Annotated in this window: 21 protein-coding genes; 17 read left to right on the top strand and 4 right to left on the bottom strand. The window is 63.0% G+C overall.

The window, feature by feature from the left end; all coding sequences use genetic code 11:
• Positions 1–57: 57 nt before the first annotated feature.
• From queA to motB, 7 genes are all read left to right on the top strand, one after another.
• Entirely contained in the window at positions 58–1,101 is a 1,044-nt protein-coding gene (gene queA / locus VMA74_RS00720) for a tRNA preQ1(34) S-adenosylmethionine ribosyltransferase-isomerase QueA (RefSeq protein WP_325363809.1), read from the top strand.
• An 88-nt stretch (positions 1,102–1,189) separates the two neighbouring features.
• On the top strand, positions 1,190–2,314 hold the full coding sequence (tgt, locus tag VMA74_RS00715) for a tRNA guanosine(34) transglycosylase Tgt (RefSeq protein WP_325363807.1): 1,125 nt from the start codon (positions 1,190–1,192) through the stop codon (positions 2,312–2,314).
• 158 nt (positions 2,315–2,472) lie between these two features.
• Entirely contained in the window at positions 2,473–2,802 is a 330-nt protein-coding gene (yajC, locus tag VMA74_RS00710; RefSeq protein WP_325363805.1) for a preprotein translocase subunit YajC, read from the top strand.
• A gap of 76 nt (positions 2,803–2,878) precedes the next feature.
• Positions 2,879–4,798 carry a protein translocase subunit SecD gene (secD, locus tag VMA74_RS00705; RefSeq protein WP_325363803.1) on the top strand — a complete coding sequence of 640 codons (1,920 nt, stop codon included), beginning with the start codon at positions 2,879–2,881 and terminating at the stop codon, positions 4,796–4,798.
• Positions 4,799–4,810: 12 nt separating this feature from the next.
• Positions 4,811–5,776: a protein translocase subunit SecF gene (secF, locus tag VMA74_RS00700; RefSeq protein ID WP_325363801.1), complete on the top strand. Its 966-nt coding sequence runs from the start codon at positions 4,811–4,813 to the stop codon at positions 5,774–5,776.
• Positions 5,777–5,989: 213 nt separating this feature from the next.
• Positions 5,990–6,862, top strand: coding sequence for a flagellar motor stator protein MotA (motA, locus tag VMA74_RS00695; RefSeq protein ID WP_325363799.1), 873 nt, complete (start codon positions 5,990–5,992; stop codon positions 6,860–6,862).
• On the top strand, positions 6,859–7,806 hold the full coding sequence (gene motB, locus VMA74_RS00690) for a flagellar motor protein MotB (RefSeq protein ID WP_414649531.1): 948 nt from the start codon (positions 6,859–6,861) through the stop codon (positions 7,804–7,806). Before motA ends, motB begins: the two co-directional genes overlap by 4 nt.
• Before the next feature lie 22 nt (positions 7,807–7,828).
• On the opposite strand, the gene murU is transcribed toward motB, so the two are convergent.
• The 4 genes from murU to VMA74_RS00670 form a co-directional block, all read right to left on the bottom strand.
• Positions 7,829–8,521, bottom strand: a complete 693-nt coding sequence (murU, locus tag VMA74_RS00685; protein ID WP_325363797.1) for an N-acetylmuramate alpha-1-phosphate uridylyltransferase MurU — start codon at positions 8,519–8,521, stop codon at positions 7,829–7,831.
• Positions 8,518–9,531, bottom strand: coding sequence for an aminoglycoside phosphotransferase family protein (locus tag VMA74_RS00680; protein ID WP_325363795.1), 1,014 nt, complete (start codon positions 9,529–9,531; stop codon positions 8,518–8,520). Before VMA74_RS00680 ends, murU begins: the two co-directional genes overlap by 4 nt.
• Before the next feature lie 124 nt (positions 9,532–9,655).
• A complete protein-coding gene (locus VMA74_RS00675) occupies positions 9,656–10,996 on the bottom strand; it encodes an ammonium transporter (protein WP_325363793.1) in 1,341 nt (446 codons plus the stop codon).
• Positions 10,997–11,021: 25 nt separating this feature from the next.
• Positions 11,022–11,360, bottom strand: a complete 339-nt coding sequence (locus VMA74_RS00670; RefSeq protein WP_325363791.1) for a P-II family nitrogen regulator — start codon at positions 11,358–11,360, stop codon at positions 11,022–11,024.
• Positions 11,361–11,612: 252 nt separating this feature from the next.
• On the opposite strand from VMA74_RS00670, the gene VMA74_RS00665 reads away from it, so the two are divergent.
• The 10 genes from VMA74_RS00665 (at position 11,613) to VMA74_RS00620 (ending at position 18,899) form a co-directional block, all read left to right on the top strand.
• Positions 11,613–12,071, top strand: coding sequence for an SUF system Fe-S cluster assembly regulator (locus VMA74_RS00665; protein WP_325363789.1), 459 nt, complete (start codon positions 11,613–11,615; stop codon positions 12,069–12,071).
• A complete protein-coding gene (gene sufB / locus VMA74_RS00660; protein ID WP_325363787.1) occupies positions 12,068–13,534 on the top strand; it encodes a Fe-S cluster assembly protein SufB in 1,467 nt (488 codons plus the stop codon). Before VMA74_RS00665 ends, sufB begins: the two co-directional genes overlap by 4 nt.
• A 2-nt stretch (positions 13,535–13,536) precedes the next feature.
• Positions 13,537–13,797 (top strand): DUF4160 domain-containing protein, encoded by a 261-nt coding sequence (locus tag VMA74_RS00655; protein WP_325363785.1) that lies wholly within the window; start codon positions 13,537–13,539, stop codon positions 13,795–13,797.
• Positions 13,707–14,087, top strand: a complete 381-nt coding sequence (locus VMA74_RS00650; protein WP_325363783.1) for a DUF2442 domain-containing protein — start codon at positions 13,707–13,709, stop codon at positions 14,085–14,087. The genes VMA74_RS00655 and VMA74_RS00650 overlap by 91 nt, the downstream gene beginning before the upstream one ends.
• The gene (locus VMA74_RS00645; RefSeq protein ID WP_325363781.1) at positions 14,084–14,533 is read left to right on the top strand and encodes a lysozyme inhibitor LprI family protein; all 450 of its coding nucleotides are present in this window, start codon (positions 14,084–14,086) and stop codon (positions 14,531–14,533) included. The genes VMA74_RS00650 and VMA74_RS00645 overlap by 4 nt, the downstream gene beginning before the upstream one ends.
• Position 14,534: 1 nt before the next feature.
• Complete coding sequence (gene sufC, locus VMA74_RS00640; protein WP_325363779.1) at positions 14,535–15,305, top strand: Fe-S cluster assembly ATPase SufC; 771 nt, start codon at positions 14,535–14,537, stop codon at positions 15,303–15,305.
• A complete protein-coding gene (gene sufD / locus VMA74_RS00635) occupies positions 15,302–16,618 on the top strand; it encodes a Fe-S cluster assembly protein SufD (RefSeq protein WP_325363777.1) in 1,317 nt (438 codons plus the stop codon). The genes sufC and sufD overlap by 4 nt, the downstream gene beginning before the upstream one ends.
• Positions 16,615–17,862: a cysteine desulfurase gene (locus VMA74_RS00630; protein WP_325363775.1), complete on the top strand. Its 1,248-nt coding sequence runs from the start codon at positions 16,615–16,617 to the stop codon at positions 17,860–17,862. Before sufD ends, VMA74_RS00630 begins: the two co-directional genes overlap by 4 nt.
• Positions 17,863–18,036: 174 nt before the next feature.
• Complete coding sequence (locus VMA74_RS00625; RefSeq protein WP_325363773.1) at positions 18,037–18,585, top strand: GNAT family N-acetyltransferase; 549 nt, start codon at positions 18,037–18,039, stop codon at positions 18,583–18,585.
• A complete protein-coding gene (locus VMA74_RS00620; protein WP_325363771.1) occupies positions 18,582–18,899 on the top strand; it encodes a non-heme iron oxygenase ferredoxin subunit in 318 nt (105 codons plus the stop codon). Before VMA74_RS00625 ends, VMA74_RS00620 begins: the two co-directional genes overlap by 4 nt.
• The last annotated feature ends 549 nt before the right edge of the window (positions 18,900–19,448 follow it).

Here is a 19,448-nt window from a genome sequence, read left to right as displayed (position 1 = left end):
ATCCGCATGCCCCGGCTGCGCGATAATCCACGGTCACACGCTTCGAACCCGCCTCCCGTGAAAAAGTCCGATTTCGATCTCGATCTGCCGCCCGAACTGATCGCCCAGGCGCCCTTGGCCGAGCGTTCGGCCAGCCGCCTGCTGCTGCTGGATGCGGCGGCAGGCCAGCGCGAGGACCGGATGTTCCGCGAATTGCCGGAGTTCCTGCGGCCGGGCGACTTGTTGGTGTTCAACGACACCCGCGTGCTGCCGGCGCGCCTGTATGGGCAGAAGCCGAGCGGCGGTGCGGTGGAAATCCTGATCGAGCGCGTGACCGGTGCGCACGAAGCCACCGTGCAACTGGGGGTAAGCAAGAAGCCACGCGAAGGTACGGCGATCATCCTGGCCGATGGCAGCCATGCCACCGTGCTGGGGCGCGACGAAAGTTTTTTCCGCTTGCGTTTCGAATCGCCCGAGCCGTTGGAGCGTCTGCTGGCGAAGCTGGGCGAGATGCCTTTGCCGCCCTATATCTCGCGGCATGCGGATGCCAGCGATCTGGAGCGCTACCAGACGGTGTACGCACGCGAGCCCGGCGCCGTGGCGGCGCCGACGGCTGGCCTGCATTTCGACGAAGCGCTGCTCAAGCAGTTGCGCGACATCGGCGTGGATTTCGGCTACGTCACCCTGCACGTGGGTGCGGGCACATTTCAGCCGGTGCGTGCGGAGGAGCTTGCGCATCACCAGATGCACCGCGAATGGTTGAACGTGGGCGCGAGCCTGGTCGAGCAGATCCAGCGAACGCGCCGCGCCGGCGGGCGCGTGATCGCGGTCGGCACCACCGTGGTACGCGCGCTGGAAAGCGCGACGGTGAACGGCGACTTGCGCCCGTTCGCGGGCGAAACGCAGATCTTCATCTTCCCCGGCTACCGGATCACCAGCATCGACGGGCTGATCACCAATTTCCATCTGCCGCAGTCGACCTTGCTGATGCTGATATCGGCGCTGGCGGGCCGGGAGTTCATCCTCGATGCCTACCGGCATGCGGTGCAGGAGCGCTATCGGTTTTTCTCTTATGGGGATGCGATGTTGATCTTGCCTGGCGGCGCGGAGCGTGAATCGTGAAAGCGGCGCCGGAAAATTTCCGCGGACCGGATTTCCACGATTTACGATTCCCGATTTACGGCATAAACAAACAACGGCTCCCGCACCCATGACTTCCATGCACTTCGATCTCCTCGCCACCGATGGCGGCGCACGCCGCGGCCGTCTCGTCTTCGATCGCGGCAGCGTGGAGACGCCGACGTTCATGCCCGTGGGCACGTATGGCTCGGTGAAAGCCATGACCCCGCGCGACCTGCTCGACGTCGGCGCTGAGATCATCCTCGGCAATACGTTTCACCTGTTCCTGCGGCCGGGGCTGGACATCATCGGCGAGTTCGGCGGGCTGCACCGCTTTATCGGCTGGAGCAAGCCGATCCTTACCGACTCCGGCGGCTTCCAGGTGTTCTCGCTGGCGCACAAGCGCAAGATCACCGAGCAGGGCGTGACGTTCGCCTCGCCGGTGGATGGCTCCAAGGTGTTCCTGTCGCCGGAAGAATCGATGCGCATCCAGACCGTGCTCGATTCCGACATCGCGATGATCTTCGACGAATGCACACCGTATCCGGCCACGGAAAACATCGCCGCCGAATCGATGGAGCTGAGCCTGCGCTGGGCGGAGCGCTCGCGCCGCGCCTTCGATGATCTGAAAAATCCGAACGCGCTGTTCGGCATCGTGCAAGGCAGCGTCTACGACAACCTGCGCCGGCGTTCGGCCGAAGGGCTGATCCAGATCGGCTTCGACGGCTATGCCGTGGGCGGGCTGGCGGTGGGCGAGCCGGAAGCGGAGCGCAATCACACGCTGGATGTCACCGTGCCGCTGCTGCCGCAGGACCGGCCGCGTTATCTGATGGGCGTGGGCCGGCCGGAGGACATCGTCGAGGCCGTTCGCCGCGGCATCGACATGTTCGATTGCGTGATGCCCACCCGCAACGCGCGCAATGGTTTCCTGTTCACCTCTCAAGGCACGTTGCGCATCCGCAACGCCAAGTACGCCAACGATACCCGCGTGATCGAGGAGGGCTGCGCGTGCTATGCCTGCAGCCAGGGCTTCAGCCGCGCCTACCTGCGCCACCTGGACCGTTGTAACGAAATCCTCGGTAGCCAGCTCGCCACCATCCATAACCTGCATCACTACCAGCGCCTGATGGCCGGGCTGCGCGAGGCCATCGCGGCCGGTTCGCTGGGGGACTTCGTGGCGGCGTTCTACGCGCAGCGGCGCGGGACCGCGGAATAACGAAACCCTGCCAGTCCGCTGTTGTCAGAGGGCAGTACTCCGGACTGCCCGGGCCTTGCGCGCCGTGCATAGCACCGGGGTGCATGGCATAATCCGACGTCTTTTATTGGGCTTGCGGCAAAAACTCCAGTCGCAGCCACAACTTGCGGGATAAGCAGATGATTCTTTCGACGACTTTCGTACTGGCGCAGGCAGCGCCGGGAGTGGCCAGTGGTGGCCTGCCCATGCTGATCATGATGATCGCGCTGTTCGGCCTGATGTATTTCATGATGATCCGTCCGCAGATGAAGCGGCAGAAGGAACATCGCCAGATGGTCTCCAGCCTGGCCAAGGGCGACGAAGTGGTCACCAATGGCGGCATCGCCGGCCGCGTCGAAGAGGTGGGCGAGACCTTCATCACGGTCGAGATTGCGCCGAACGTGAAGATCAAGCTGCAAAAGGGCTCGGTTCAGCAGGTGCTGCCCAAGGGCACGCTGAAATCGTCCTGATCGCCAGGCAATCCTGTCCAACTTATCTATTCACGTTATCCGCGGCGCGGCGCCGCGGTTCATTCGGATGCAAGGCATGAGTGATTTTCCCCGCTGGAGATACTTTCTGGTTGCCATCGTACTGGTGGCGGGCATCCTGTACGCACTGCCAAACGCCTATCCGCCGCTGCAGGCGGTGCAGGTCGCGCCGGCCCAAGGCACCACGCTCGATCCGTCGGTGCAGCAGAAGGTTATCGCCACCCTGCAGTCGGCCAAGCTCCCGTACGTCAATGAGAGCCTCAAGCACGACGTCACGCGCGGCGATTACATCGTGATCGGCTTTACCAACGGCGACCTGCAAAAGAGTGCGGCCGATGCGCTGAAGGCGGCCTTGGGCGAGAACTACAACATCGGCTTCAACCTGGAATCCACCGTGCCGCGCTGGCTGTCCATGATCGGCGGCCGCGCCATGCCGCTGGGCCTGGACCTGCAGGGCGGGGTGCGCTTCCTGATGGCGGTCGACCAGAACGACATCATCGACCGGCAGGAAAACCGTTACACGCAGGACATCACCGCGCTGCTGAAGGACAAGAAGATTCCCTTCATCTCCGTCGCGCGCAACGCTACGCGCGGGCAGGGCGTGAGCGTGGTACTGAGCTCCGCGGCGGACCGCTCCGCGGCCAGCGATGCGATCGCCAGTGAATACACCGATCTGGCCGTGACAGACGGCCCAAGCACCGGCGACCGCTTCGTGCTCAATGCCAGCATCAAGCCGGACAAGCTGCGCGATCTGCAAGTCAACGCGATCCGCCAGAACCTCGCCACGCTGAGCAACCGCATCAACGCGCTGGGTGTGTCCGAGCCGATCATCCAGGCGCAGGGCGAGGACCACATCTCGGTGGAGCTGGCCGGCGTGCAGGACCCGGCCGAGGCGAAGAAGGTGATCGGTGCAACCGCCACCTTGCAGTACGTGGCGGGCCTGGGCGAAGCGCGCTTCAACGGCCGCGACTGGGTGGGCGACCAGGCGGTGTCGGACGCGGTCCGCACCGGCAATATTCCGCCGGACGCGCATCTTTACTACAACCCGGACAATACGATCGCCTACCTGGTCAGCAAGAACATCATCGCCAGCGGCGACGAGCTGGTGGATGCCTCCTCGGGCAACGACCAGCAGAGCGGTTCGCCGAGCGTCAACGTGACGCTGAACTCGGCCGGCGCCGCCAAGATGCTCGACTTCACCCGTGAAAACGTCGGCAAGCCGATGGCCGTGGTGTACGTGGAAAGCACCACCGACACCAAGATCGTCGATGGCAAAGAAGTACGCACGCCCAAGACCACTTACCAGGTGATCAACTACGCCACCATCAACGGCGTGTTCAGCAACAAATTCCAGACCACCGGCCTGGCCAGCGCCAAGGCCGCCTCGGACCTGGCGCTGATGCTCAAGGGCGGTTCGCTGGCTGCGCGCATGGACATCGTGCAGGAAGGCGTGATCGGCCCCAGCCTCGGTCAGGACAACATCGAGCAAGGCCTCAAGGCGGTGTTGCTGGGTCTGGGCCTGGTGCTGCTGGCGGCAGCGATCTATTACAAGCTGTTTGGCTTGGTGGCGGACGTCGCCTTGTTCTTCAACCTGGTGATCCTGGTCGCGGTGATGTCCGCGATCGGCGTGACGCTCACCATGCCGGGCATCGCCGGTATTGTGCTGACGCTGGGCATGGCGATCGACTCCAACGTGCTGATCTGCGAGCGCGTGCGTGAGGAGCTGCGCAATGGCTCCACGCCGCTGGCGGCGATTCGCGCCGGCTACGAAAAAGCCTGGGCGACCATTCTCGACGCCAACGTCACCCATCTTATCGCCGCGCTGGCGCTGACCACGATGGGCTCCGGTCCGATCAAGGGCTTCGGCGTAACGCTGCTGATCGGCATCCTCACGTCGATGTTCACGTCGGTCACGCTTACGCATGCGATCACCGCGCTGATCCATGGCGGCCGCAAGCTCAAGACGCTGTCGGTGTAATCGGAGACTCCCATGGAAATTTTCAACCACAACGCCAACGTCCACTTTCTGGGGCTGCGCAAGATCAGCATCGGCATCGCCATCCTGTTGATGGTCGCCTCGATCGCATTGCTCGCCACCCGCAGCCTCAACTATGGCTTGGATTTCACCGGCGGCGTCAGCGTGGATGTCACCTACGCCAAGGCTGTGTCGGTGGAAGATGTGCGCAGCGCGCTGAGCAAGGGCGGCATCGACAATTCCGTCGTACAGAGTGTGGGTGGCACGCGGCAAGTCTCGATCCGCTTCCAGCCCAAGGACGATAAGCATTACGTACTGCAGGAAGGCAAGTCGCCCAACCTCGACCTGATCTCCAACGACGTGGCCAAGGCGCTGCAGGCCGCGCGTCCGGACGCCACCATTGCCGGCAAGAGCTACGTCGGCCCGCAGGTGGGCGAACAGCTGCGCAGCGACGGTGTTACTGCGGCGATCTTCGTCATCATCGGCATCGGCCTGTACCTGTGGATTCGCTTCGAACGCCGTTTCGCGATCGCCGCGCTCGCCACCGAAGTGCACGACGTACTGGTGACCCTGGGCGTGATTTCGCTGGTGCAGCGCGAATTCGACCTGACCGTGCTGGCCTCGGTGTTGGCGGTGATCGGCTACTCCATCAACGACAAGGTGGTGGTGTTCGACCGTATCCGCGAACTGTTCCGTTCGTCGCGCAAGGCCGATCCGGAAGAAATCCTCAATCGCTCGATCAACAGCACCTTGTCGCGAACCATCATCACATCGCTGTTCACCAGTATCGCCATGGGTGCGCTGTATCTGTTCGGCGGTCCGACGGTGCATGGTTTTGCGGTGACCATGCTGATCGGCATCCTGGTGGGTACCTTGTCGTCGATCTTCGTGGCCAGCCCGATCCTGCTGTGGCTGGGCGTGTCGAAGAAGGACCTGATGCCGGTGACCAAGGAAAATCCGGAACTGGCGCGCCGTCCGTAATGTATCGCGCCGAGCGAATTCAAAACGGCCCGGTTGTCCGGGCCGTTTTGTTTTGCACGCCTACGCAACTTGTCATGCATCTGACGCAGTTGGTGCGCATATGACAAAAATGTGCGCTTGATCTGCATCACATTGCACCGATTCTTTGATCTAAATTTTGTACTCCAACGGTCGATAAGCAGGAAGGACGCTAACGTCGCGAATGGAGTCCCCATGCTTGTCCTGATCGGTTCCCTGGTGGTGCTTTCCTGCGTGATGGGCGGCTACCTGCTCTCGCACGGCCACATTCTTGCGCTGTGGCAGCCGAGCGAATTGATGATCATCGGCGGCGGCGCCATCGGCGCATTCCTCTCGGCCAATCCGCTGAAGATCGTGAAGGACGCGTTGCGGAATGTCGTCGCGCTGTTCAAAGGGCCGAAGTACCGCAAGCAGGATTACGTTGATCTGCTGTCGCTGCTGTACGACATCTTCAGCGTGATGCGCAAGCAAGGCTTGCTCGGCCTGGAGTCGCATATCGAAGATCCGCAATCGAGTTCCATCTTCAGCGCGTATCCGCGCCTGGTGAAAGAACATCACCTGATCGAGTTCACCACCGATTGCCTGCGCCTGATGGTCGGCGGCAACATGAATCCGCACGAGTTGGAGCAGTTGCTGGAAGTGGAGCTGGAAACCCACCAGCACGAGGCGGAAGCCCCCGCGCTGGCGGTAATGAAAATGGCGGATGCGCTGCCGGGCTTTGGCATTGTGGCGGCGGTGCTCGGCATCGTTACCACCATGTCGCAGCTGGGCGGCGACACCTCGCAGATCGGCGAACACATTGCCGGCGCGCTGGTCGGTACGTTCCTGGGGATTTTGCTGTGCTATGGCTTCGTCGGCCCGTTGGCGGCAGCCATGGAAAGCCGCGTGCATGAAGACGGCAAGGCGTTCGAGTGCGTCAAGGTGGCATTGTTGGCCTGTCTGCGCGGTTACAACCCGAAGGTGTCGGTGGAGTTTGCGCGCAAGACGCTATCGCCGCAGACGCGGCCCAACTTTCAGGACTTCGAAGATCATCTCAAGGATGCCACGCGCGCCGGAGCTTCGGCGTGAGCGAGCCGGGTCGCGACATGCTGATCGTGGTGCGCCGTTCCCGGCGCAAGAAGCACAGTCACCATGGCGGTGCCTGGAAAGTCGCCTACGCCGATTTCGTGACGGCCATGATGGCGTTCTTCCTGGTGATGTGGCTGCTCGGCATGGGCACGCGCCAGCAGCGCGCGGCCATCGCCGAGTATTTCAAGAACCCCAGCATGACGCCGGGCACGGCGACGGTGGCGCCACCGGGCAAGCTCGGCCCGGGCGGTGCAAGCGACAGCATGATCAAGCTCGGCGGTGCCATGGACATCTCGCACGGTGCAGGCAAGGATCGCCGCGCCGCCACGCCGGTGGCGCCGGCAGAAGTGGAGAAGCTGGCGCGCGAGCGCGAAAAGCAGCGGTTGGAAAACCTGCTGCAGCAATTGCATGCCGCGATCGAGAAAAGCCAGGCGCTGGCGCCGTTCAAGGATCAGCTGTTGCTCGACATCACGCCGGAAGGTTTGCGCATCCAGATCGTGGATAAGCAGAACCGCCCGATGTTCGCCACCGGCAGCGCCACGCTGGAGCCTTACACCGTAGCGATCCTGCACGAGCTGGCCGGCTTCATCGACCAGGCGCCCAACAAGGTCAGCATCTCCGGTCATACCGATGATGCGCAGTACAGCAACTCAAGCCAGTACAGCAATTGGGAGCTTTCCGCCGATCGCGCGAATGCCGCGCGGCGCGCTTTGCTGGATGGTGGATTGGAGGCGGACAAGATTGCGCGCGTGGTGGGGCTGGCCGATTCAGTGTCGTTCGACAAAGCCAATCCAAGCGATCCGATCAACCGGCGCATCAGCATCATCATGATGACCAAGCAGGCGCAGGATGCGGCGTTGTCGCAGGAGGAAGCGCAGGCAGCGGCGCCGCCAACGATACCTGTACCGGTGTCGATCAAGCCGTTGGCGTCGGGTGCGCCGTAGGCTGGGATGGCGCGATACAAAGCTACGCGTTCAACGCCGCCAGTCGTTCAGGCGAACCCACATCCGTCCACTCGCCGCGATGATGACTGCCGCTTGCCTCGCCCCGCTGCATCGCCGCGCGCAATAGCGGTGCAAGCTTGAAGCGTGGGGATTTTTCATCCACTGGATGGCGTTGATCGATGACTGCCTGCCAGCCGTTCAACAGTTCACGCCGATAAACACCAATACCGCTATACGTCAGCCGCTGGTCACCCACGTCGTGCAGCTTGCCTTGCTCATCCAGCGCAAAATCGCCGTGCGGATGATGTGGCGGATTGTCCACCATCAGCAGATGCACCAGGCCCTTCGGCTCGACCGGTAGCGCGGCGAAATCCGCATCCGTCCACACATCGCCGCTGATCACGACAAACGGTTCCGGCCCCAATAACGGCAGCGCGTTGAGCATGCCGCCGCCGGTTTCCAACGGTACCGGGCCCTCGTATGCATAACGAATACGCAGTCCCCACTGTGAGCCATCCCCCAGGGTTTCCGGAAACTGCTCGGCCAGATGCGAGGTGTTGATCACCACGTAGCGCACGTCGATCGCTGCCAGTTTTTCCAGGTGCCACGCGATCAGCGGCTTGCCGCGTACGCGCAGCAAAGGCTTGGGCGTGTGGTTGGTCAGCGGGCGCATGCGTTCGCCCAGCCCTGCCGCAAAGATCAGCGCGTGCCTCATGCGCTGGCCACCTTGGTGAGATCCCGGCCTTCGGCATACCGTTCGATCAAGGCGGCAAAGCCGGCAAGTTCCGGATAGCTGCGCGCCACCGACACTACGTAGTGATAGACGCGCGGCACGTCGGCGAGATAGCCCGGTTTGCCGTCGCGATACCACAGGCGATAGAACTGGCCGAGCACGCGTACGTGACGATGCAGGCCGGTAAGGTCGAACCAGCGCAGGAAGCGCTGGCGGTCGATGTCACCGCCGATGACGCCGGCATGGCGCAAGCGGTGCCGGTACGACTCCACCCAGGCTTCCACGCGTTCCCGCGGCCAAGTGACATACGCGTCGCGCAACAACGACGCCAGGTCGTAGGTGATGGGGCCGGCAAGCGCCCCTTGGAAATCGATAATGCCGGGATTGTTCCGCTCGACCACCAGCAAGTTGCGACTGTGATAATCGCGATGGACGAAACAACGCGGCTGTTCCTGCGCGTTGTGGATGATCAGCTCGAACGCCGCCTCCAGTACATCCCATTCGTCGCAGGCAGGCGTGTGCGCGAGGTGGCGGCCGAGAAACCACTCCGGCATCACTTCCAGTCCGCGCTGCAGCACCGCGCGATCGAATGGCGGCAGATCGCGATAACCCATGCGCGTCTGCATCAGCAGCAGGGCGTCCATCGCGTCGCCATACAGAGCGTCGGCGTTGTGTTCGTTGAGCTCCAGCAGGTAAAGCCGCGTGCCGAGATCCTCGATCAGCAGGAAACCCTGTTCGAGATCCTGCGCCTGCACGGCTGGCACGTGCAGGCCGGCCGCGGCCAGTTGCCGGCCGATCTGCAGCCACGGACGCGGATCTTCCTGCGCCGGCGGCGAATCCATCACGATCCAGCTGCGGCCGTCGTGATGTGTGCGCCAATAGCTACGGAAGCTGGCGTCGGAGGAGGCGGGTTCGAGTAGGAGCGCGTTATCGCCAAGCGTTGCGCGCGCCCAGGCAAGACGGGACGCGGCGCGGTCGGTGGTGCTTTGCATGGGAGGATTCGTTGCGGACACGCCGATAGCTTAGTGCCAATGGCACGGAAGCTTGTTGTCGCGGTGATCCGCTCCCTCCCCTACTTCGCAGGGGAGGGGACGCATCCGGCAGGTTGGTCATGACTTACGAAAGGTTGTACGCCCGCTCCTCATGCTCCGCGATATCCAGACCCACCTGTTCCTGCTCGGGCTCAACACGCAAACCAACCGCCAGATCCACCAGCTTCAGGATCACCCAGCTCAGCACGCCGCTCCACACGATGGTGAAGCCCACGCCTTTGGCCTGAATCCACAACTGCAGCAGCGGCGACGTCACTGCGCTATCGAAACCACCCAGTTTCGGCGCGGCGAACACGCCGGTCAGCAACGCGCCGATGATGCCGGCCACCGCGTGCACGCCGAACACATCCAGCGTGTCGTCATAGCCCAGCTTGTGCTTCAAGCGCGTGGCGGTGAAGAAACACACCGCACCAGCGGCGAAGCCGATCACCAGCGCCCCGGCAGGCCCTGCCGTACCGGCCGCCGGCGTGATCGCCACCAGGCCGGCCACCGCCCCCGACGCCGCGCCAAGCACGCTGGCGCGCTTGTGTACGATCCACTCCACCGCCACCCAGCCGATCACCGCGGCGGCGGTGGCGATCTGGGTCACCAGCATCGCCATGCCTGCGCTGCCGTTGGCGGCTACGGCGGAACCGGCGTTGAAACCGAACCAGCCCAGCCATAGCAAGGCGGCGCCGATCACCGTGTAGCCCAGGTTGTGCGGCGGCATGTGTGTATGCGGCCAGCCGCGGCGCTTGCCGATCACCAGGCAGGCGACCAGGCCGGCAATGCCGGCATTGATGTGCACCACCGTGCCGCCCGCGAAATCCAGTACGCCCAGGTCGCCAAGGAATGAACCCGGGCCGCTCCACACCATGTGCGCGATCGGCAGATACACAAAGGTGAGCCACAAGCCGGAGAACCACAGCATCGCCGTGAATTTCATGCGCTCGGCATAGGCGCCGATGATCAGCGCCGGCGTGATGATGGCGAAGGTGAGCTGGAACATCACGAAGGTGCTTTCCGGCACCGTCTGGTACAGCGTGTTGGGCGTAAGCCCCGCCAGCATCACGCGGTCGAAGGCGCCCAGGAAGGAATGCCAGTTGGTGACGCCCGCATGCATGCCTTCGGTGCTGAAGGCCAGCGAATAGCCGTACGCCATCCACAGCACGGTCACCAGGGCGGTGATGGCCAGGCATTGCATCATCACCGACAGCAGGTTCTTCGCCCGCACCATGCCGCCGTAGAACAGCGCCACGCCCGGAATCGTCATCATCAGCACGAAGGCGCTGGCGACGATCATCCAGGCGGTGTCGCCGGCATTGAGCGTCGGTGCCGGTGTCGCTTGTGCCAAGGCAGGCATGGCCACGCCGGCTGCGAGTACGGCGGCGGCGAGCCGCAAAACACGTCGATATTTACCCATCATCCCCCGTTCCCCATGTCCTAGCATGTCAAAGCGCATCGGCGTCCACTTCCTGCGTGCGGATGCGGATCACCTGTTCCAGATCGCTTACGAAAATCTTGCCGTCGCCCACCTTGCCGGTCTTTGCCGCGCGGATGATCGCCTCGATCGCCAGCTCGACCTGGTCGTCGGCCACGGCAATCTCGATCTTCAGCTTGGGCAGGAAATCGACCACGTACTCGGCGCCGCGGTACAGCTCGGTATGGCCGCGCTGTCGGCCGAAGCCCTTCACCTCGGTCACGGTCATGCCCTGCACACCGGCTTCGCCGAGTGCCTCGCGCACGTCGTCCAAGGTAAAGGGTTTGATGATGGCGGTAACCCATTTCATGCGCGACAGCTCCAGATGGTTTGCTGCAACACAGCAGAATGCGTGCCAAGCGCGAGGGTGGCGCCGCGCTTGGCTTGGTGGCGCCGTTCCCGGCTCGACCAAGGCGCGGGCGGCGTTGACGGGCGAACTATTTGGTGCATCAATTGCACCAATATGGCGCAAGAGTGGGCGCGCTCGCTTGCCTGCCATTTGACCGTTTCATGTCTAATCAGTACCATTTCGGTCCTGATTAGCAGATGTCCTCCTTCCCCTATGTTTCGTGTCAGCCGACTGACGGATTACGCCACTGTGGTGATGACCTGCATCGCCGCGCACCCGAGCGATGTCGTCAGCACGGCGCAGATCGCCGAAGAGGCGCATCTGGAACTACCCACCGTCAGCAAGCTGCTGAAGTCGCTGGGGCACGCGGGGCTGGTGGACTCCTTCCGTGGCGTCAATGGCGGCTACCGCCTGGCGCGGCCGGCGCAGCAGATCAGCCTGGCCGACATCGTCGAGGCGATCGAAGGTCCGCTCGGCATGACCGAATGCACCCTCGGCGACGGCCAGTGCGAACGCGAAGCCCAGTGCGGCGTGCGCGGCAGCTGGCAACGCATCAACCACGTACTCGACAACGCGCTGCGCACGATGAGCCTGGCCGACATGCTGCGCCCCGCGCCGCCGGCCGTCGCCACCGTGGCGCTGAATGAATTGAAAGGCAGGACAGCATCATGACCATCGAGAACGATAGCCCCGTCGTGCTGCGCGACAACGCCGAAGTCGCCGCCGCGCTCGGCCGTCGCTATGAAGCCGGCTTCATCACCGACATCGAAACGGACAGCCTGCCGCCCGGCCTGTCGGAAGACATCGTGCGCCAGCTTTCCGCGCTGAAGGGCGAGCCGGAGTGGATGACCGAGTGGCGCCTGAAGGCCTACCGCCACTGGCTCACCATGCCGATGCCGAACTGGGCCAAGCTCAACATCGCGCCGATCGATTTCCAGGCGATCAGCTACTACGCCTCGCCGAAGAACAAACCCAAGTCGCTGGACGATGTCGATCCGAAATTGCTGGAAGCCTACGACAAGCTCGGCGTGCCGCTGCACGAACGCGCCAAGCTGGCCGGCGTGGCGGTGGACGCGGTGTTCGATTCGGTTTCCGTCGGCACCACCTTCCGCAAGGAACTGGCGGAAGCGGGCGTGATCTTCTGCTCGATGAGTGAAGCGATCCGCGAACACGGCGACCTGGTGCAGAAGTACCTCGGCAGCGTGGTGCCGGTCGGCGACAACTATTTCGCCGCGCTCAATTCGGCAGTGTTCTCCGACGGCTCGTTCGTGTTCATTCCCAAGGGCGTGCGTTGCCCGATGGAACTGTCCACGTACTTCCGCATCAACGCCGGCCACACCGGCCAGTTCGAGCGCACGCTGATCATCGCGGAAGAGGGCGCCTATGTGTCCTATCTGGAAGGTTGCACCGCGCCGATGCGCGATGAGAACCAGCTGCATGCGGCGGTCGTCGAGCTGGTCACGCTGGAAAAAGCGCAGATCAAATACTCCACCGTGCAGAACTGGTATCCGGGCGACGAGGAAGGCCGCGGCGGCATCTACAACTTCGTCACCAAACGCGGAGATTGCCGCGGCGACGATTCGAAGATTTCCTGGACGCAGGTGGAAACCGGTTCGGCCATTACCTGGAAGTACCCCAGCTGCGTGCTGCGCGGCGATCGCTCGGTCGGCGAGTTCTACTCGGTGGCGCTCACGCACCACCGGCAGCAGGCCGACACCGGCACCAAGATGATCCACATCGGCAAGGGCACCAAGTCCAAGATCGTGTCCAAGGGCATCAGCGCCGGCAAGAGCTCCAACAGCTATCGCGGCCTGGTGAAGGTGGAGAAGGGCGCCGAAGGCGCGCGCAACTACACGCAATGCGACTCGCTGCTGATCGGCAAGAAGTGCGGTGCGCACACTTTTCCGTACATGGAAGTGAAAAATCCCAGCGCCATCGTCGAACACGAAGCGACCACGTCGAAAATCTCCGACGACCAGCTTTTCTATTGCCGCTCGCGCGGCATCGGCGAAGAAGACGCGGTGTCGATGATCGTCGACGGCTTCTGCAAGCAGGTGTTCCGCGAGCTGCCGATGGAGTTTGCGGTGGAGGCGAAGAAGTTGTTGGAGATTTCGCTGGAAGGGGCGGTGGGTTAAGGATGCCGACCATCAGCAGTTTCTACGGCATCCTCATAAGGATGTATTTCGCTGATCACGCGCCACCACACTTTCATGCTGTTTATGGTGAATCGGAAGCTTTATTTGACATACGTACGTTAGATGTTATTGAAGGGCAGTTACCTCGTCGGGCACTGGCGTTCGTACTTGAATGGGCCGCACTCCATCGTGCGGAGTTGCTAGAGGACTGGAATCTATGTGCAGCGCGCAAGTCTCCACATCCGATCGATCCGCTGGATTGAGCGCAACGCCGCCGTGGCGCGTGGTGACTGTGACGGCCATGCCTGCCTACCGCCTGGATGTTCGTTTTCGTGACGGAACATCCGGCACCGTCGATATGTCACCCCTGGTGAATAGCGATTCGGCTGGCGTGTTCCGCGCATTGCGCGAACCATCCGTGTTTGAAGCGGTGCATGTGGAGCTTGGTGCAGTGGCCTGGCCGGGCGATATCGACCTTGCTCCCGACGCGCTCTATACGGCCATCAAGGCAAACGGCCATTGTGTTCTCTCAGCCGAAGGAGTCGTGCAGTGAAAACACCCTGGCTGTTCCTGCTAGCCCTCGCGCTTCCCTTCTGCGCGCTTGCTGCCGAACCCCAATCCTCCTGCACCGATTCCCCCACGCAAGCCGGCCTCAACACCTGCGCCTCTTCCGACTTCACCAAGGCAGACCAGCAGCTCAACAAAGTATGGAAAGCCATCCTGGTCAAATACAAGGACCAGCCGGTGTTTCTCGAAAAACTCAAGGCTTCGCAAAAGCTGTGGCTGCAATTTCGGGATGCGGAAATCGCCGCGCATTTCCCGGTCGGCAAAGGCGAAGACCCCGCCACGCAATACGGTTCGGTTTACCCGATGTGCGTCGGCCAGTTGCAAGCCAGTCTTACGCAGCAGCGCATCCAGCAGCTGCAAGCCTGGTTGAACGGCGTACAGGAAGGCGATACCTGCGCGGGCTCCATCAAACCATCTACGGATTTGAAGTGACATGCTGAAGATCGAAAACCTGCACGCCCGCGTCGAGGGCAAGGATATCCTCAAGGGCCTCACGCTCAGCGTGAACCCGGGCGAGGTGCACGCCATCATGGGCCCGAACGGCGCCGGCAAGTCCACCCTGGGCAATGTGCTGTCCGGGCGCGACGGGTATGAAGTCACCGAAGGCTCGGTGATCTTCGAAGGCCGCGACCTGCTTGCGCTGGAACCGGAAGAGCGCGCGGCTGCCGGCGTGTTTCTGGCGTTCCAGTACCCGGTGGAAATTCCTGGCGTGAACAACACCTACTTCCTGCGCGCGGCGCTCAATGCGCAACGCAAGCAGCGCGGCGAGGCGGAGCTCGACTCCATGCAGTTCCTCAAGCTGGTGCGCGAGAAGCTGAAGATCATGCAGATCTCCGACGAGCTGCTGCATCGCGCCGTCAACGAAGGCTTTTCCGGCGGCGAGAAGAAGCGCAACGAAATCTTCCAGATGGCCGTGCTGGAACCGAAGCTGGCGATTCTCGACGAAACCGATTCCGGCCTCGACATCGACGCGCTCAAGCAGGTAGCGCAGGGCGTGAACGCGCTGCGTTCGCCCGATCGCGCCTTCCTGGTGATCACCCACTACCAGCGCCTGCTCGACTACATCGAGCCGGATTTCGTGCATGTGCTGGCCGATGGCCGCATCGTGGAAAGCGGCGACAAGACATTGGCGCTGAAGCTGGAAGAACACGGTTACGCCTGGGTCAACGATCGCGATCCGGTGGCGAGCGAGGCGCGCACATGAGCCAGTCACCGGCCCCCGTGCCCTTCATCGACGCACTGCGCGACGCCGGCAGCCTGCGTCTGGCCGGCAGCGGCCTGGCGTGGCTGGAGGCGGTGCGCCGCGAAAACCTGGAAGCGTTCATCGCCGCCGGCTTGCCGGATACGCGCGCGGAAGCCTGGAAGTACACCGCGTTGCGCGCGCTCGGCCAGCGCCGGTTCGCCCTGGGCGATGCACAGGCGGCTTCGCATCCGGTCGATCCGTATGCGCTGACCTTGCCCGGTATCGACGGCCCGCGCCTGGTGTTCGTCAACGGCGTTTTCCGCGCCGACTTGTCGCGCCTGGAAGCGCTGCCGCCGGGCTTGTCGCTGCAGCCGCTTTCGCGCGTATTGGAAAACGATCCCGAACCGCTGCGTTTCGCACTCAGCCGCCGCTACCGTGAAGCGGGCGACGCATTCGCGCGCCTCAACGCGGCGCTGGCCGGCGACGGCGTGGTGCTGCGTGTGGCGCCGGGCGTGCGCGTGGGCAAGCCGGTCCATCTCTGCTTTGCGGGAACGCCGGCGCAAGGCGATGCCGCCTGGCATCTGCGCAACGTGATCGAACTGGGCGAAGGCGCGGAACTCGATCTGGTCGAGCATCATCTGGCGACGGCGGCCCACAAGCACCTGGGTACGCTGGTCAGCGATATCGCGCTGCGCGACGGCGCCAAGCTGCAGCTCGCGTTGCTGCAGAACGCTGCCGAAGACAGCACGCTGATCCGCCACGGCAGCCTGCAGCTGGGCACCAAGGCGCAGGCCACGCTGCACGTGCTGGAACTGGGCGGTGGCCTGGTGCGGCACGATCTGCACGCGGAATTGCGTGGCGACCAGGCACGCCTGGATACGCGCGGCGTGTTCGTGCTGCGCGGCCGCCAGCATGTCGATACCCAGCTTTCGATCCGCCACCAGGCGCTCAATACCGCGTCGGAATCCATCTGGCGCGGTGTGGCCGACGAACGCGCGCGCGGCGTATTCCGTGGCGCGATCGTGGTGGCCGAAGGCGCCGACGGCAGCGATGCCAGCTTGAACAACAAGAACCTGTTGCTTTCCGCGCAGGCGGAAATCGACACCAAGCCGGAACTGGAAATCTACGCGGACGAAGTCAAAGCCGCGCACGGCGCCACCGTCGGCCAGCTCGACGAACGCTCGCTGTTCTACCTGCGTTCGCGCGGCCTGCCGCATGCCGAAGCACGCGCGCTGCTGACCACCGCGTTCTGCCGCGCGGTGTTCGCGGCGCTGCCCAACGAAACCCTGCGCGACCATTTCTCCGACGCGCTGCTCGCGCATCTACCGTCATGACCGTCAAGCCCAGCCATCTCTCCGCCGATTTCGACGTGCAGCGCATACGCGCGGATTTCCCGCTGCTGTCGCGCACCGTGCACGACAAGCCGCTGGTGTACTTCGACAACGCCAACACCAGCCAGAAGCCGCGGCAGGTGATCGAGGCGGTGGACGAGCACTACCGCAAGCACAATGCCAACGTGGCGCGCGCGGTGCACCAGCTGGGCGAGGAAGCGACGGCGGCGTATGAAAATGCACGCGACAAGCTGGCGGCCTTCATTAACGCCACCTCGCGCAATGAATTGGTTCTTACCTCCGGCACCACCCAGTCGATGAACCTGGTGGCGTACAGCTACGCGCTGCCGCGCCTGCAGCCGGGTGATGCCATCGTCACCACGGTGATGGAGCATCACGCCAACATCGTGCCGTGGCAACTGGTGGCGGCGCGTGCCGGCGCCAAGGTCAAGGCGGCGCCGATCGACCCGAACGGCGAGCTGATCCTGGAGAAATTCTTCGAGCTGCTCACACCGGAAGTGAAGCTGGCCTGCGTGACACATGTTTCCAATGTGTTGGGCACGGTGAACCCCGTGCGCGAGATTGCGCGCGAATGCCGCAAGCGCGGTATTCCGCTGATGGTCGACGGCTCGCAGGCGCTGCCGCATCGCCCGGTGGACGTGCAGGCGCTGGGCTGCGATTTCTATGCATTGACCGGCCACAAGATGTTGGCGCCCACCGGCACCGGGGCGTTGTGGGCGAAGCGCGAGCATCTGCAAGCCATGCCGCCATTCTTCGGCGGCGGCGAGATGATCCGCGAAGTGCGCTTCGACGGCACCACCTTTGCCGAGCCGCCGCATAAGTTCGAAGCAGGCACACCGAACATCGCCGGTTTTGCCGGCGTGGGTGCGGCGATCGATTATTACCAGGGCCTGGGCTTCGAAGCGATCCGCACATGGGAATATGAACTTCTTTGCTACGCTACCGAACGCCTGCGCGAAATCCCTGGCGTTCGCATTTTCGGCGAGGCGAAGGAAAAGGAACCGGTGATCTCCTTCCTGATCGAAGGCGCGCAAGCCACCGACATGGCGACCTTGCTCGACCTGCAAGGCGTAGCGGTGCGCTCAGGCCATCATTGCGCGCATCCGCTGATGCAGTTCTACGGTGTACCGGCCACCTTGCGTGCGTCGCTGGCGTTCTACAACACGCGTGAGGAAGTCGACGCGTTCATCGCTGCGCTGCTGAAAGTGCGCAAGCTGCTGATGTGACGTGGTGGGCTGGGATGAAATCCCAGCCGCCAGAGCACGGTTCAGGGCGGGCATCACCGCGGCCACAGTTATCCACCAGGCGGGTATTTCCGTAAAGGCCACCCAGGTTCAAGAATCTTGTCGTAATCGTGGGTGCTGTTTCGGCGGGATCGCGACGCGCATTATCATGTGCGGATGAATACCGTCCTTACTCCCGTTTTCCGCAAGGCCGTCGAAGCCGACGTCGATGCCATCGTCGCCCTGGTGCAATCCGCCTATCGTGGTGACGCCAGCCGCCAGGGCTGGACCACCGAAGCCGACCTGCTCGATGGCCAGCGTATCGATCCCGACGGCGTGGCCGAGGTGCTGGCTGCCCCGGACAGCGCCGTGTTGCTGGCCGCGATCGACGGCGAGCTGCTGGCCTGCTGCCATATCGAGCGACAGGGCGATGCGGCCTACTTCGGCATGTTCGCCGTCCACCCGCCACGCCAAGGCAGCGGCCTGGGCCGCTTGGTGCTGGCCGAGGCAGAACGGTACGCACGGCAAGTGTGGCAATGCCGCGCCATGCATATGAAGGTGATCGACGCGCGCGGCGACCTGATGGCCTGGTACGAACGGCGAGGTTATCGCCGCACCGGCGAATATTCGCCGTTCCCCTATGGCGACGCGCGCTTCGGCCTGCCGCGCCGCGACGACCTGCGCTTCGAGTTGATGGTGAAGGATCTGCCTGGAGTCACCGCATGAGCGAGGCATGGGTGGAGGTTGGCACGCGCTCCGAATTGCTGCCGGGCGAATTCAAGGTGGTATGGGATGGCGACACCGCCATCGCCGTGTTCAACATCGATGGCGATCTTTATGCGGTCGAGGATATCTGCACGCATGACGGCGGTGAGCTCACCGGTGGCGACATTCATGACCACGAAGTGGAATGCCCGCGCCATGGCGCACGTTTCGATCTGCGCACGGGGCAACCTACTTGCCCCCCTGCCTACGAACCGATTCACACGTTCCCCGTGCGTGAGAGCGATGGATTGATCTGGACGCGCGACGATCGCTGAGTGCAGTCATTTATTTGCAAAGAAACACGCGCGCTTTGTGTCTTGGTTCTCAAGTTGGCACGTGCGTCGTCGTTGTTGACGAATCTTTCATCATGGGATTGCTACACCGCAACATAAGTTTTCGGTGTTCATCAGTGGAGTGTTTTTGCACGCATGGCTACGCCCGTGTGTGCGATGTACGGCGCGCGGGCTGATTCGCAGCGCGCCTGCCGGTGCAAGTCAGTGGGATAGCGATCGCCGTCGGTGCGCCGTCGGCCGTGTTTTGCAGCATTCATCATGCAAGTGCCCGTGTCATGGCGAAGTCAGCCGTGATGGTTCGCTTGCGCCATGAAAAAAGAGCGCAGCCGCATGCGCCGGGAAAACTGTAGATAGCAAAGTGTGGATAGGGGTAACCAATGATGATCACAGGTGCGAACGCAACGCGGGCAACGCCGGCACGTACACAAGTGACATGAACTGCATCGCCGGCTGAACCTGAGCGTGCGCATTCACCTAAGGAGATTGCGCCATGAGTCACGAGTCACCGTTGTCGCTGCCATTGACGACCGC

This window comes from Dyella sp. (assembly GCF_035508675.1).
Classification (GTDB): domain Bacteria; phylum Pseudomonadota; class Gammaproteobacteria; order Xanthomonadales; family Rhodanobacteraceae; genus Dyella_B.
Note: the sequence above shows the minus strand (reverse complement) of the source record. Positions and strands in the feature narration are given on the sequence as shown.

Bases quoted from the DNA above. Each gene is read 5' to 3' on its own strand.
- tgt (WP_325363807.1), top strand. From the start codon at position 1,190: ATGACTTCCATGCACTTCGATCTCCTCGCCACCGATGGCGGCGCACGC.
- yajC (WP_325363805.1), top strand. From the start codon at position 2,473: ATGATTCTTTCGACGACTTTCGTACTGGCGCAGGCAGCGCCGGGAGTG.
- secD (WP_325363803.1), top strand. From the start codon at position 2,879: ATGAGTGATTTTCCCCGCTGGAGATACTTTCTGGTTGCCATCGTACTG.
- secF (WP_325363801.1), top strand. From the start codon at position 4,811: ATGGAAATTTTCAACCACAACGCCAACGTCCACTTTCTGGGGCTGCGC.
- motA (WP_325363799.1), top strand. From the start codon at position 5,990: ATGCTTGTCCTGATCGGTTCCCTGGTGGTGCTTTCCTGCGTGATGGGC.
- murU (WP_325363797.1), bottom strand. From the start codon at position 8,521: ATGAGGCACGCGCTGATCTTTGCGGCAGGGCTGGGCGAACGCATGCGC.
- VMA74_RS00680 (WP_325363795.1), bottom strand. From the start codon at position 9,531: ATGCAAAGCACCACCGACCGCGCCGCGTCCCGTCTTGCCTGGGCGCGC.
- VMA74_RS00675 (WP_325363793.1), bottom strand. From the start codon at position 10,996: ATGATGGGTAAATATCGACGTGTTTTGCGGCTCGCCGCCGCCGTACTC.
- VMA74_RS00670 (WP_325363791.1), bottom strand. From the start codon at position 11,360: ATGAAATGGGTTACCGCCATCATCAAACCCTTTACCTTGGACGACGTG.
- VMA74_RS00665 (WP_325363789.1), top strand. From the start codon at position 11,613: ATGTTTCGTGTCAGCCGACTGACGGATTACGCCACTGTGGTGATGACC.
- sufB (WP_325363787.1), top strand. From the start codon at position 12,068: ATGACCATCGAGAACGATAGCCCCGTCGTGCTGCGCGACAACGCCGAA.
- VMA74_RS00655 (WP_325363785.1), top strand. From the start codon at position 13,537: ATGCCGACCATCAGCAGTTTCTACGGCATCCTCATAAGGATGTATTTC.
- VMA74_RS00650 (WP_325363783.1), top strand. From the start codon at position 13,707: ATGGGCCGCACTCCATCGTGCGGAGTTGCTAGAGGACTGGAATCTATG.
- sufC (WP_325363779.1), top strand. From the start codon at position 14,535: ATGCTGAAGATCGAAAACCTGCACGCCCGCGTCGAGGGCAAGGATATC.
- sufD (WP_325363777.1), top strand. From the start codon at position 15,302: ATGAGCCAGTCACCGGCCCCCGTGCCCTTCATCGACGCACTGCGCGAC.
- VMA74_RS00630 (WP_325363775.1), top strand. From the start codon at position 16,615: ATGACCGTCAAGCCCAGCCATCTCTCCGCCGATTTCGACGTGCAGCGC.
- VMA74_RS00625 (WP_325363773.1), top strand. From the start codon at position 18,037: ATGAATACCGTCCTTACTCCCGTTTTCCGCAAGGCCGTCGAAGCCGAC.
- VMA74_RS00620 (WP_325363771.1), top strand. From the start codon at position 18,582: ATGAGCGAGGCATGGGTGGAGGTTGGCACGCGCTCCGAATTGCTGCCG.